The sequence below is a fragment of the Roseateles toxinivorans genome, from assembly GCF_004362525.1.
GTDB lineage: Bacteria > Pseudomonadota > Gammaproteobacteria > Burkholderiales > Burkholderiaceae_C > Paucibacter > Paucibacter toxinivorans.
In genome coordinates this window covers 86,565-99,991 of sequence record NZ_SNXS01000007.1, presented here as the reverse complement: position 1 = coordinate 99,991, position 13,427 = coordinate 86,565, and the positions used below count along the sequence as shown (strand labels likewise).

Here is a 13,427-nt window from a genome sequence, read left to right as displayed (position 1 = left end):
GGTCTCAGGGCCGCACGCCCAAGCCCCAGGCCAGCAGGGTGAAGCTGACGAAGGCCAGCACCGTGCTGGCCATGATGATGCGGGCCACGCGGCCGTTGTCGGCGCCATAGCGCTCGGCCAGCAGCGAGACGTTGCTGGCGCTGGGCAGGGCGGCGGCCAAGGTCAGCACCAGCAGCTGGGCGCTGCTGATCGGCGTGCCCAGCACATGGGCGGCGGCGCCCAGCAGAAACACCAACAGCGGATGCAGGAACAGCTTGATCAGCGCCACCGGCAGATAGAGCTTGACCGGCGTTCGCGTGTGCGCATGCTGGCCGGCCCGCCACAGCACGGCGCCGATGGTGAACAGGGCCACCGGCGAGGCCGCATCGGCCAGCATCTTGACCACCGTGTCGACAGGCCCGGGCAGGCGCAGACCGCTGATCGAGGCCAGTGCACCGAGCGCAATCGACCAGGGCAGGGGGTTGGACAAGGCGCCGCGCACCGCCTGCAGCGCCGCCTTGCCTGTCGAGCCGCTGCCGCCCTCGCTCATCGCCTCGTGGCCGCGGGCCAGCGCGATGCACAACGAGCTGGTCACGAACAAATCGGCCAAGATGGTGCAGATCACCGGGCCGGCCGCCGACGGCCCCAGCAGCGCCACCAGCAGCGGCACGCCCATGAAGCCGGTGTTGGGAAAGGCGGCGACCAGGGCGCCGAAGGCGGCGTCCTTCAGCTGCACGCGTGGCGACAGCGTCACGGCGACGGTGAAGAACACGATCAGCAGCGCTGCGGCCAGATAGACCGTCAGCACCACCGGGTTCAGCAGCTCCAGCACCGGGGTGTTCATGCCGAAGCGAAACAGCATGCAGGGCAGGGCGAAGAACAGCACGAAGCCGTTCAGTCCCGGGATCGCGCTCTCGGCCAGCACCCCCTTCTTGGCGGCCAGGTAGCCGCACAGGATCAGCGCGAAAAAGGGCACGGTGACGGACAGGATCGCTTGCATCGTGGGCCAAGTATCCCAGGGCCGCCTTGAAAGCCGCTGAACGGACGACTGCAAATCGCCCACCGTCATTCGGACCCGGCAACTCTCCACTCGTCGCATGCGATGGGAGCCTGCCCAGGTCGATACCGTAAGCTGCAGGCTGCACAAAACATTGGGAGTGCGCATGTCATCGTCTCGTTTCGCGCCGGTCGGGCGTTTCTTTGGTCGCCTGTGGTGGCTGCTGGACGCCAGCCGGCGCACTCTGCTCAACCTGCTGTTCCTGGCCCTGCTGGGCCTGCTGATCTATGGCCTGGTCAGCCGCGGCCCGGCCAGGCTGGAGGAGAAGACCGCCCTGGTGCTGAATCTCGGTGGCACCGTCGTCGAGCAGTACAGCGGCAATGCGCGCGACAACCTGCTGAACCAGGCCAAGGGCCAGGAAACCAACGAAACCCAGCTGCGCGATGTGCTGGCCGGCCTTGAGGCCGCGGCCAAGGACGACAAGATCAGCAGCCTGGTGCTGGCGCTGGATGACTTCCAGGGCGCCGGCCTGAGCACGCTGCGCGAGCTTGCCGGCGCGATTGCCCGCTTCAAGGCCAGCGGCAAGCCGGTGCTGGCCTGGGGCTCGTCCTATGACCAGCGCAGCTACTTCCTGGCCGCCCAGGCCAACGAGGTCTGGCTGCATCCGATGGGCATGCTGATGATCGAGGGCTTCGGCCGGCCTCGCACCTACTACCGCGAGGCGCTGGACAAGCTGGGCCTGAGCGCCAATGTGCTGCGCGTCGGCAGCTTCAAGAACTTCGGCGAGGTCTATTCGGCCAACGGCCCGTCCAAGGAGACCACCGAGTCAGACCGCTATCTGTACGACGCGCTGTGGAAGACCTATACCGACGAGGTCGAGCGTGCCCGCAAGCTGCCCGAGGGCAGCATCATGAAGGGCATCAACAGCCTGCCCGAGCAACTCGCCGCTGTGGGCGGTGACGCCGCCAAGCTGGCCTTGAATGCCAAGCTGGTCGATGCGCTGAAGACGCGCGACGAGATGCGCACCCTGCTCAGCGAGCGCGGCGCCAAGGATGAGGTCAACAAGACCTTCCGTCAAATCAATCTGGGCGCCTACCTGAGCCATGTGAAACCCAAATTCACAGGCGATGCGGTCGGCGTGGTCATCGCCCAGGGCGGCATCAGCGACGGCGTGGCGCCCTCGGGCGCGATCGGCGGTCGCTCCACCGCCGAGCTGATACGCAAGGCGCGCGACGACGACAAGATCAAGGCCATCGTGCTGCGGGTCGACTCCCCTGGCGGCAGCGCCTTCGGCTCGGAGCTGGTGCGCCGCGAGCTGGAGCTGACGCGGGCGGCCGGCAAGCCTGTCGTGGTGTCCATGGGCAATGTGGCGGCCTCCGGGGGCTACTGGATCTCGATGGCCGCCGACGAGGTGATCGCCAGCCCGGCCACCATCACCGGCTCGATCGGTGTGTTCGCGATGCTGCCCTCGGCCGACAAGGCGCTGGACAAACTGGGCGTGCACACCGGCGGCTACACCACCACCTGGCTGGCCGGTGTCTATGACCCGCGCCGCGCGCTGGACCCGCGCTTTGCCTCGCTGGTGCAGAGCAGCATCGAACACATCTATGCCGACTTCACCGGCAAGGCCGCCCAGGCGCGCAAGACCACGCCGGAAAAGATCAACGAGGTCGCCCAGGGCCGCGTCTGGACCGGCGTCCAGGCCAAGGAGCGGGGCCTGGTCGATACGCTGGGCAGCTATGGCGACGCGCTGAAGTCGGCCGCCACCCGCGGCAAGCTGGCCGATGGCTACCGCGTCGTCTATATCGAGCGCGAGCGCGGCCGCGTCGAACGCCTGCTCGACATGCTGGGCGGCGCGGCCGCCGATGTGGTGGTCGGGCAGATCGAGCACAAGCTCGGCGGCGTCGGCGTGCCGGCGGCATTGACCCGCGAGGTGCAGAAGGACTTCGCCTGGCTGGGCGAGCTGGGCGAGGGCCGCAAGGCCTTCGGCGCGGTGGCGCACTGCTTCTGCGCAGCGCCCTGAGCCTGCCGTTCATGACATCGTTCGGGCCGTTCACCCGCGGCGCGGCCCCCTGGCCCGGGGGCTGCCTACACTGCGGGCTATGCACCCGTCCGACCCCCTGCCCACCGCCGCCGAGCCGGCACTGAATCGCTTCCAGCGCTGGTACTTCGGCTGGGCCGAAAGCTATTACCGGACGCTGCCGGTTGAGCAGCAGGAGCAGGCCCGTGCCATCGACCTGTTCCTGTACAGCCGCCGCGGCCTTGGCGCCTGGCTCGGCGCCCTGGGCGCGGCCACCGGCTGCACGCTAGGGCTGTGGGCGGCCAGCGTGCCGCCGGGCTGGGCCCTGGCCATCAGCCTGCTGCTGGTGTTCGTGTTGATGGTGGGCACCGGTGCGGCCTTTCTGCTGCCATTGCAGCTGCCCTCGCTGTGGCGGCTGTTGCGTGCCGGCGTCCGCCTGGTGACGGTGTTCGGCCTGCTGGGCGTGGGGCTGTTCGTGCTGTCGCAGCTGGCGGGGCCGCAGCCCCAGGCGCTGGGCCCGCTGATGCTGCGCGCCGCGCTGCTGGTGCTGCCGGTGGTGGCAGGCCTGTGTCTGGCCGGCGGCACGGCCTTCCTGGTGGTCACCCTGGTGCGCCGTGAACAGTTGCAGAAGGCCCTGGGCATGGCCTTGCTGCAGCAGGAGCGCGACGCCGCCGCCCGCGAGGCGGCCGAGGCCAAGCTCAAGCTCCTGCAGGCCCAGGTGCAGCCGCATTTCATATTCAACACCCTGTCGGCGGTGCAACACTGGGTGGATACCGGCGACGCCCGCGCCAGCCCGCTGCTGCGCGCGCTGACCGCTTTTCTGCGCAGCAGCGCCGAGCTGCTGGAGCGGCCGCTGGTGCCGCTGGGCGAGGAGCTGGAGCTGGCGCGAAGCTATCTGCAGATCATGAGCGCACGGCTGGGCGAGCGGCTGCGCTTCGAGCTGGACATCGACGCTGATTGCCTGCAGCTGCAGCTGCCGCCGGGCCTGCTGCTGACCCTGGTGGAGAATGCGCTGGAGCACGGCATAGGACCGAATCTGAGCGGTGGCCTGCTGCGCGTTCAAGCGGTTCGCCTCGCCGACGGCGCCTTCGAGTTGCGGGTGAGTGACGATGGCGTCGGCCTGCAGCCCGGCTGGCAGCCTGGCATCGGCCTGACCAACTGCCGCCAGCGCCTGCGCCACCAGTTAGGCGAGCGCGCCGATCTGAGTCTGGTCGCGCTGCAGCCGGGCACGCAGGCATGCCTGCGCATAGCGGGAGACCCTCGATGATCCCGTTCGGCAAGATCGACTGGTCGCAGCTCTGGTATCCGGGGCCCACGCGGCGCTTCACCCAGGCGGAGATCCGGCGGGCCGGCGGTGATGTGCCCAGCGCCACGCTGTCTATGGCGCTGATGCTCAATGCCGCCATGCTGGGTTTCCTGCTGCTGCAGGCGGCACCGCCGCAGCTGGCCGGCGTGCTGAGCGCCTGTCTGATCGGCCTGGTCGTGTCGGCCCTCGACCTGGGCAACATCATCTGGCGCAGCCCGTCGCGGCGTGTGATGACCCTGTGCTCGCTGGCCTATGCCCTGATCTGGTCCGTCGCGGCGATTGCGGCCAAGCGCACCGTGGCCGATCCGGAGCAACGGCTGTGGACGATGGAGCTGCTGCTGGGAGGCATTTGCATGGCGACCGTCGGCTTTCTGTTCGTCGCCCTCTACCGCGCCCACCAGATCGAGCTGCGCCTGCGCGAACTCGACGAGCGCGAGCGCGCCGAGGAACTGACCCGGCAACTGGCCGATGCGCAGATCCAGCCGCACTTCCTGTTCAACTCGCTGGCCTCGCTGCAGCACTGGGTGCAGACCCAGGACGAGCGTGCCGGCCCGCTGCTGGCCTCGCTGACCGGATATCTGCGCGCCACCCTGCCGCTGTTCAACCGCCGCCAGCTGCGGGTCGACGAGGAGCTGGCAGCGGTGCAGCACTATCTGGAGGTGATGCAGGCGCGGCTCGGGGCGCGCCTTAGCTGGCAGATCGAGGTCGAGGAGGCGGTGCGGGCCTTGAGCCTGCCGCCGGCCCTGCTGCTGACCCTGGTGGAAAATGCCGTCGAGCATGGCGTGCAGGCTGCGCTGCAGGGCGCTAGCGTTCGGGTGCTGGGCCGCGTCGAGGGGGGCCGGGCGCTGATCGAGGTGCGTGACACTGGACCTGGGCTGGCGCCCGGTGCCGCCGAGGGCACCGGCCTGGGCAACAGCCGCGAGCGCCTGCGACGGGCCTATGGCGATACCGCCCGGCTGAGCCTGGCCAATGCTGTCGAGGGCGGCTGCGTCGCCCGCCTTGAAATCCCTTTGGTAGCGAACAGACCATGAACGAGACCGTGACGGCCCTGGTGGCCGATGACGAAGAGGCGCCCCGCGAGCAATTGCTGCTGGCCCTGCAGACCGCCTGGCCCGAGCTGCGCATCCTGGCCCGTGCCGTCAATGGTGCGGATGCCTGGGATGCCTGGCTGGAGCACGAGCCGCAGGTCTGCTTCCTGGACGTGCGCATGCCCGGCCTGTCGGGCATCGAGGTGGCGCAGCGCATCGCCGGGCGTGCCCATGTGGTCTTCGTCACCGCCCATGGCGACCATGCGCTGGATGCCTTCAACACCGGCGCGGTGGACTATGTGCTCAAACCGGTGGACGGCGCCCGTCTGGCGCAGGCGGTGCGGCGGGTGCGCGCGCGCTTGATGGCAAATGCTAACCAGGCGCCGCCGGATCTTGCCCGCCTGCTGCAGCAGCTGGGCGTGCAGGCCCGCAGGCCGGCGCCGCTGGAGGTGATTCAGGCTGGCGTGGGTCGCGAGGTGCGGCTGATACGTGTCGAGGAAGTGCTGTACTTCGAGTCGGACACGCGCTACACGCGGGTGGTGCATGCCGACGGCGACGCGCTGATACGCACGCCGCTCAAAGAGCTGCTGACCCAGCTGGACCCCGAGCGCTTCTGGCAGATCCACCGCTCGGTGGTCGTCAACCAGCGCTGCATCGCCTCGGCGCTGCGCATCGACGAGGGCAGCATGGTGATCACCCTGCGCGGCCGCGACGAGCGGCTGCCGGTGTCGCGGCACTTCCAGGGGCTGTTCCGCGCGCAGTGATCAGGTGGTTAGCGCCCCCGGCCTGCCGGCCTCGACGACATAGCGCTTCTCGACCCTGACCGGGCTCTGTGCATCCATGGCCTCGTCCACCGTGCGCAGCTCGGCCGTCAGCCGCTGCTTGTTCAGGTCAAACAGGGTGTAACCGCGCTGGTCGCTGCGCGCATAGCGCAGGTGGGCGTTCCAGGGCAGCGCGCTCTGCACCTTGTCATTGGCCAGACCGTGGCTGCTGATCGAGGTGCCGCAGAACTCGGTGGCGATGGTCGCTGACTTGGCATCATCGAAGTCCAGTTTCAGGTCGGCCACATAGTTGGCATGCACGTCGCCGCCCAGCACGACCGGGTTGCCGGCCTTGGCAGCCAGCATATCGCCCAGCAGGCGCTGGCGGGCCAGCGGATAGCCGTCCCAGGCCTCGGTCCAGTACTGGCCGCTGGTGGTGGCCGGATCGGTCCAGCTGTAACGTGCCATCAGCGTTTGCTGGCCAAGCAGGTTCCAGGGGCGGCTGGCGTCCCAGCTCTGGGCCAGCCAGCGTTCCTGGGCGCCGCCCAGCAGGCTTCGGCGCGGGTCCCTGAGCGCTTCGCAATCTTTCAGATAGACGGTGTTGGAGCCGGCGCGGCCCGGCTTGGGACAGGCTTGCGGATCGCGCCACTGGCGGTCGTCCAGGGTGATCAGGCGCGCCAGGCTGCCCCAGTCGTAGCGCTCATGGATGCGCGTCTCGGTGCCGCGCGGGCGGGCTGACTTCGGAAAGGGCAGGTGCTCCCAGTAGGCCTGGGTGGCGGCGGCACGGCGCAGCTCGAAGTTCGGCTCAAGGTCCTGCGCGCGGCCGGGCGTGTAGTCGTTGGCGATCTCGTGATCATCCCAGGTGATGATCCAGGGCGCCCGGGCGTGCATAGCCCGCAGATGCGGGTCGCTCTTGTACTGGGCATGGCGGGCGCGGTAGTCGTCCAGGCTGCGCGCAGCACCGCCGCTGTGGCGGCGGGTGGCGCCGGCCGGGGCCGAGCTGGCGGCGTATTCGTAGATGTAGTCGCCCAGGAACAGCACCAGGTCCAGCTCCTGCGTGGCCATATCGCGCCAGGCGGCGTATTCGCCGTGATCCCAGCGCTGGCAGGAGGCGGTGGCAAAGCGCAGCGGCTCGGCGGCATCCGGTGCCGGCGCGGTGCGGGTGCGGCCGGTGGCGCTGCGCCCGCCCATGGCCGTGAAGCGGTACCAGTACCAGCGGCCCGGGCTCAGACCGGCGGGTTCGGCATGAACGCTGTGCGCCCAGGCCGCTTCGGCGGTGTCCGTACCCTTGGCGACAATCTGCTTGAAGCCCTCGTCCGCCGCCAGCTCCCACTGCACGGCCACCTGCTCGGGCAGGTCGGTGCCGATCAGCCGCGTCCACAAGACCATGCCGCCCGGTCGCGGGCAGCCGGAGGCAACGCCCAGCGGGAAGCGATCCATATCGGCGGCGCAGGCGTGGCGGATGAAGGCGGGCGCGGCGCCCAGGGCGAGCGCGGTCTGGAGTAGCTGGCGGCGGGTGGCGTTCATGTTCCTAGCGTAGCCCGGATGCAATCCGGGGCCAAGATCCCGGATTGCATCCGGGCTACGGTGAAATCTCCTACCACATCGCGCCGCCTGAGGCTTCGCTATCATGCGCGGCCCTTCAGGAAGACCATGGCCAACACACCCCACTCACTCAACCCCGCCCAGATGGAGGCGGTGCACTACCTCGGCGGCCCCTGCCTGGTGCTGGCCGGTGCAGGCTCGGGCAAGACCGGCGTGATCACGCACAAGATCGCGCGGCTGCTGCAGGCCGGCTATGCGGCCAAGAACATCGCCGCCATCACCTTCACCAACAAGGCCTCGCAGGAGATGCGCGAGCGGGCCAAGAACCTGGTCGGCGCGCGGGCGGCCAAGGACCTGGCGATCAGCACCTTCCACTCGCTGGGCGTGCGCATCCTGCGCGAGGACGGCGTGCATCTGGGGCTGAAGGAGAAGTTTTCCATTCTCGACAGCGATGACGTGCTGAACGTCTTGAAGGACGCCGGCGGCAGCACCGACATCGCCCAGGCCAAGCGCTGGCAATGGACGATCAGCCTGTGGAAGAACCAGGGGCTCAACGCCGAACGCGCGGCAAGAATAGCCGCCGATGACGACGAGCGCGTGGCCGTGCGCGTGATGAAGCTGTACGAGGACCGGCTCGCGGCCTTCCAGGCAGTGGACTTCGACGACCTGATCAGCCTGCCGCTGCACCTGCTGACCACCAATGCCGAGGCCCGCGGCAAATGGCAGGATACCTTGCGCTATGTGCTGTTGGACGAATACCAGGACACCAATGCCGTGCAGTACGAGCTGCTGCGGGCCCTGGTGGACAACCCCGATGAGCGCAAGCGCGGCATGTTCACCGCCGTGGGCGACGACGACCAGAGCATTTACGGCTGGCGCGGCGCGACGATCGAGAACCTGAAGCGCCTGCCCACCGAGTGGCCGAACCTGAAGGTGATTCCGCTGGAGCAGAACTACCGCTCGACCAGCTCGATACTGCGCGCGGCCAACAACGTCATCGCCAGCAACCCGAAGATCTTCGAGAAGAAGCTGTGGAGCGAGTTCGGCGACGGTGAACCGGTGGCGGTGCTGGAGTGCGACGGCGAGGAGCACGAGGCCGAGCGCGCGGTGGCCCGCATCCAGGCCCAGCGGGCCCAGGGCGGCCAGGTGCAGTACAGCGACTTCGCCATCCTCTACCGCGCGAATCACCAGGCGCGTATCTTCGAGCAGGCGCTGCGCCGGGCGGAGATTCCGTACAAGGTGTCGGGCGGTCAGAGCTTCTTCGACCGCGCCGAGATCAAGGACCTGTGCGGCTGGCTGCGCCTGCTGGTCAACCAGGACGACGACCCGGCTTTTCTGCGCTCGGTGACCACTCCGAAGCGCGGCATCGGCCATCAGACGCTGGGCGCATTAGGCGAGTTCGCCGGCAAGTGGAAGCTCAGCATGTACGAGGCGTTGTTCGCCGAGTCGCTGGGCACGGCGCTGAATGCGCGGGCGATAGGCTCGCTGCACGAGTTCGGTCGCTATGTGAATGACCTCGAGTACCGCGCCCGCCACACTTCGGGGGCCGAGGATGCCCGCGTGTTGCTGCTGGAATGGCTGAAGGACATAGGCTACGAGCAGCATCTCTACGATGGCGAGGACAGCGAGAAGGTCGCAGCCGCCAAGTGGAAGAATGTGCTCGACTTCGTCGACTGGATGGCCAAGCGCTGCGGCGGCCAGATCACCCAGGACAGTGGCACCTTCGAGAGTCCGAAGCAGACGGTGCTCGAGGTGGCGCAGACCATCAGCGTCATCATCTCCCTGGCCGAACGCGGCGACGACCAGGATCAGGTCACCCTGTCCACCTTGCACGCATCCAAGGGCCTGGAGTGGCCGCACGTGGTGCTGGCCGGCGTCAACGAGGGCCTGCTGCCGTTCAAGAGTGAAGACGAGGATATGACGCCAGAGCGCCTGGAGGAAGAGCGCCGGCTGATGTATGTGGGCATCACCCGCGCCCGCACCACCTTGGCCGTGAGCGTGCTGCGCCGGCGCAAGAAGGGCCGCGACACGGTGCAGGGCATTCCCAGCCGCTTTGTGCTGGAGATGAAGCTGCACGAGGCCAGCACCCGGGAAGACCCGCGCGAGAAGCTGAAGCGCCTGCGTGCCGAGATGGTGCAGAAGCTGGCCGACAAGGCGGCGCAGGCTCCTGCTCTCTGAAACAGGTCAGTTCATCTCGACCTTGCTCAGGTTGTCGTCCGAGTTGCGGTCTATGCGCATGTTGTACGGGTCGACGCCCACCCACTTCGGCTCCTGATCCAGCACCAGTGTGAACTGCTGCTTGCCGGATTTCAATGCGCGGCGTTCCAGCATCAGCACCGAGGCCTTGCCGAAGCCTGGTCTGCCCGGCTCGGCGGTGAACACGCCAATCTCGAAGCCCTCGGCCAGCGGTGCCTCGGTCTCCTTGCCTTTGCCGTCTGCATAGAGTTTCTTGGCCTCGACGCTGAAGCTCACTTCGTATTTGCCGTCGGCACGCTTCTTCGCCTTCGCATCTGTCGCCTTCAGGTCGTAGAGCGTGATCTTCTCGAACAGGTCGGTGATCAGCTGCTCATGCTGGGGGCCGGCCTCGGTGCGCAGGATGCGCAGGAAGTCGGTCGAGGCCGGGTAGGGCGCGGACTTGAACGCGTACTGCACCAACAGCTTCTGCAGCGCGCGGTTCACGGCCGCCTCGCCGATCACCTCCTTGAGCCAGTACATTGTCAGCGCACCCTTGCGGTAATGCACATAGCCCTGGTTCTCGACGCGGGCCAGCGGCAGCTCCTCCACCGTTTCGGCACTGCGCAGGCGCAGATAGCGGTCCAGCTCCAGCTTCAGGAATTTGCGCAGCTGATCGCGGCCGTAGAGCTTCTCCATCACCAGCAGGGCCGAGTACTGGGCGAAGGACTCCGACAGCAGGGTCATGCCCTGCTTGTCGGCGCCCACCACCTGGTGCGCCCACCACTGATGGCCGATCTCGTGGGCGGTGACATAGGTCACCAGGTCGATGTTCTCGTCGCTCTTGCTCTCGTCAAAGTCCTGGATGAAGCCTATCGCCTCCGAATAGGGCACGGTGTTGGCGAAGGCCTGGGCAAAGCGCTCGTAGGCCGGAAACTCCAGGATGCGCGCCTGGCGGAACTGGTAGGGCGAGAAGGACTGGTTGAACAGGTCCAGTGAGGTCTTCATCGCCGCCAGCATGCGCGGCGCATTGCCGGCATGGGCTGGGTGGAAGTAGACGCTCAGCTCGACCGGCTTGCCGTCCTTGGCCGTCCAGGGCTCCTTCAGGATCTCGTAGCGCGCCGACTGCAGCGAGAAGAAGTTGTGGATCGGCGCCTCGGTCTTGGTCACCAGGGTGCGGCGACCGTTGGCGATGGTGTCGCTGACCGTGTAGCCCGGTGCCAGCGGGGTCTGGTCGGCATCGGTGCTGAGCGTGATGTCGGCCGTCACCCAGTCGCTGTCATGGCGCAGATAGTGGTGGGTGTTGGCGGCCTCGTCTTCCAGCCTGGCCACGCGCAGCTCGGCCGGCAGGCCGTGCTTGCGGCGCTTGCTGCGGTCCTGCAGAAAGATCTGGCGGTTCACGCCCAACACCGGCGTCAGCGCGAAGTTGTTGAGGAATGTGCCGTTGGCGACGATCTGCGTCAGCGGCTGGCCGTTGACGAAGCCGGGCTCCGCCAGCTCCGTCTTGAAGGCGAGCCTGCGCTGCTCGCCCGCCTGCATCGGCTTGGCCAGCGCGTAGATGCGGTAGCCGAAGGTCTTGTACTCCTTCTGCAGAGTGGCGCCCTCGAGCTGCAGCAGCTGCTGCTTCAGATCGGGGTCCAGCCGCACGTGCACGGCATCGAGTGGCTTGCCGCTGCGGTTCTCGAGCAGATAGCTGCCCTCGGCCACGGCGCGTATCTGCTTCGGGAACAGATCGACCTTCAAGGTCACATGGGTGATTGTCGGCTGGGGCAGATCCTCGTAGGCGAGCAGGGCCTTCTCGGCATCGGCCTGCCATTGTTCCCGATCGGGCTGGGTCACATAGCGGTTGAGGATGTTGGTGTTGTAGTAGATCCAGACGCCGCTGCCTATCCAGGCCAGGGTGCTCAAGCCCAGCAGGGCGCCGGGCACGCCCTTCAACCGGGCGGGCAGACGGGCCAGTCGGGGGCGCAGCTCGGTGGCCGCGCCACGGCGCCACATCAGATGCGTCAGCACCAGCAGCATGGCCGCGAAGGCCAGCCAGTAGCCCTGATGCCAGGCCCGGCCTATCCAGAAATGGCCCATGCCGTTCATGTCGGACAGCGGCACGGCGGCCGTCTCGGCGTAGTTGTAGAGCTTGTGCTCGAAGCCCATCGCAGCCAGGCTGGTGCCGATCACCGAATAGACCAGCATCAGCGCCCAGCCGACGAATTTGTGCGGCACCAGGGCCTGGGCGAACACAGCCAGCACGCCCAGCAGAAAGGCGGTGATCAGGCTGGGCAGCAGGAACCACAGCAGATAGGCCTGCGGCTCGATGTGGGTGTAGCCGTGAAAGAGCTGGAACAGCACGCCGGTCAGCGTGCCGACCAGCAGGGTGGCCAAGAGCACCAGGGTGATGGCCAGCACCTTGGGTACCAAAAACGCCCAACTCGGCGCGGCGGTGGCATCGACGATCTCGTGGATGCGGCGCTCGCGGTCGCGCCAGACCAGCTCGCCGGCATAGTAGACGGCGATGATGGTCGGGATGATGTTGAAGCTGCCGAGCAGCGCCTCGACCACGGCACGCGTCACCGGCAGGTAGTGCACGCCGCGGGTCTCGCCGGTCAGGCTCAGGCCGGCCACAGCATTGAAGATGCCCAGGGCCAGCAGCACGAAGAAGGCCGGGCTGCGGAACACAAAGGCCATGTCGAAGCGGGTCAGGGCCATGAACTGCAGCCATCGCGCGTGGCCGCTGGCCGTTGCGTCGGCCAATGGCTTCAGAGCCGGAGCCGGATCGGCGGCCGGCTTCTTCTTCGGCTTGGCCGACTCGGCCTTGCTGCCCTTGACTTCGAAGCGGAACAGGCCATAGGCCAGCGCGAACAGCGCCGCGCCTATGGCCAGCCAGAGCAGGCGGTTCCATAGCAGCACGCCGGCCAGCGCCGGCAGCAGGGTGTTGCGGTCGGCGGCGGTCCAGTACTTGGTGATGCGGGTCAGCGCGCCAACGCCGAACGGGTCGGCCATGGCCGAGAGCGTGTCCAGCCGCGGCTCGTTGAGCAGCCCGCGGCTGAGGGCGAACAGCACGACGAAGGCCACCACGCCGACGTACGTCCACATCATCGAGCGGGTGGCAGTGGCCAGGGCGAAGAAGCCGGCGCTCATCACCAGCAGGGTCGGCAGGCCGAACACCAGCAGTGCCCAGGCGTAGTGGTAGAGCACCATGGGACCGACCTTCTCGGCATCGAGCCAGGGCATCCAGGAGCCGATGATCATGGCCAGCGGCACCGCGCAGGTGACCAGGAAGGCGACCGCGAAGGCGCCGATGAAGCGCCCGACCAGATAGTCGAACTTGCCTATCTGCGTGGCACGCAGGATCGGTGCGAAGCCGGTCTCGTCATCGCGTATCACGACGTTGGCGACGAAGGCGGTGACGATGAAGATCGCCAGGAAATTCATCACCCCGACGGTCTGCAGGATGGCGTAGGGCGCGTTGACGTTGACATTGCCCTTGGCGCCGATCTGGATGTCCTCGATCGTGACGGCACCAAAGGTCAGCAGGAAGAACAGCAGGAAGGCGACCGCGAACAGTGGCGAGCGCAGCTGGTAGCGCGCCTCGAAGGCGGCGATTTGGGTGAGCATGGCCTGA

General features: G+C 67.6%; 8 protein-coding genes. 5 read left to right on the top strand and 3 right to left on the bottom strand.

Features of this window, described 5'->3' with window-relative positions; genetic code table 11:
- Positions 1 to 4 precede the first annotated feature (4 nt).
- On the bottom strand, positions 5 to 979 hold the full coding sequence (locus DES47_RS22335) for an AEC family transporter (protein WP_133702984.1): 975 nt from the start codon (positions 977 to 979) through the stop codon (positions 5 to 7).
- A gap of 163 nt (positions 980 to 1,142) precedes the next feature.
- Between DES47_RS22335 and sppA the strand changes: the two genes are divergently transcribed.
- The 4 genes from sppA (at position 1,143) to DES47_RS22315 (ending at position 6,094) form a co-directional block, all read left to right on the top strand.
- The gene (gene sppA / locus DES47_RS22330) at positions 1,143 to 2,999 is read left to right on the top strand and encodes a signal peptide peptidase SppA (RefSeq protein ID WP_133702983.1); all 1,857 of its coding nucleotides are present in this window, start codon (positions 1,143 to 1,145) and stop codon (positions 2,997 to 2,999) included.
- A 79-nt stretch (positions 3,000 to 3,078) separates the two neighbouring features.
- The gene (locus DES47_RS22325; protein ID WP_133702982.1) at positions 3,079 to 4,263 is read left to right on the top strand and encodes a sensor histidine kinase; all 1,185 of its coding nucleotides are present in this window, start codon (positions 3,079 to 3,081) and stop codon (positions 4,261 to 4,263) included.
- Positions 4,260 to 5,333, top strand: a complete 1,074-nt coding sequence (locus tag DES47_RS22320; RefSeq protein WP_166652125.1) for a sensor histidine kinase — start codon at positions 4,260 to 4,262, stop codon at positions 5,331 to 5,333. The genes DES47_RS22325 and DES47_RS22320 overlap by 4 nt, the downstream gene beginning before the upstream one ends.
- Complete coding sequence (locus DES47_RS22315; protein ID WP_133702980.1) at positions 5,330 to 6,094, top strand: LytR/AlgR family response regulator transcription factor; 765 nt, start codon at positions 5,330 to 5,332, stop codon at positions 6,092 to 6,094. Before DES47_RS22320 ends, DES47_RS22315 begins: the two co-directional genes overlap by 4 nt.
- Here DES47_RS22315 and DES47_RS22310 read toward each other — a convergent pair whose 3' ends face one another.
- On the bottom strand, positions 6,095 to 7,618 hold the full coding sequence (locus DES47_RS22310) for an alkaline phosphatase D family protein (RefSeq protein WP_133702979.1): 1,524 nt from the start codon (positions 7,616 to 7,618) through the stop codon (positions 6,095 to 6,097).
- 126 nt (positions 7,619 to 7,744) lie between these two features.
- Here DES47_RS22310 and DES47_RS22305 point away from each other — a divergent pair, with 126 nt between their 5' ends.
- Entirely contained in the window at positions 7,745 to 9,814 is a 2,070-nt protein-coding gene (locus tag DES47_RS22305; RefSeq protein WP_133702978.1) for an ATP-dependent helicase, read from the top strand.
- A 6-nt stretch (positions 9,815 to 9,820) separates the two neighbouring features.
- On the opposite strand, the gene DES47_RS22300 is transcribed toward DES47_RS22305, so the two are convergent.
- Positions 9,821 to 13,420 carry an ABC transporter permease/M1 family aminopeptidase gene (locus DES47_RS22300; protein WP_133702977.1) on the bottom strand — a complete coding sequence of 1,200 codons (3,600 nt, stop codon included), beginning with the start codon at positions 13,418 to 13,420 and terminating at the stop codon, positions 9,821 to 9,823.
- Positions 13,421 to 13,427 lie beyond the last annotated feature (7 nt).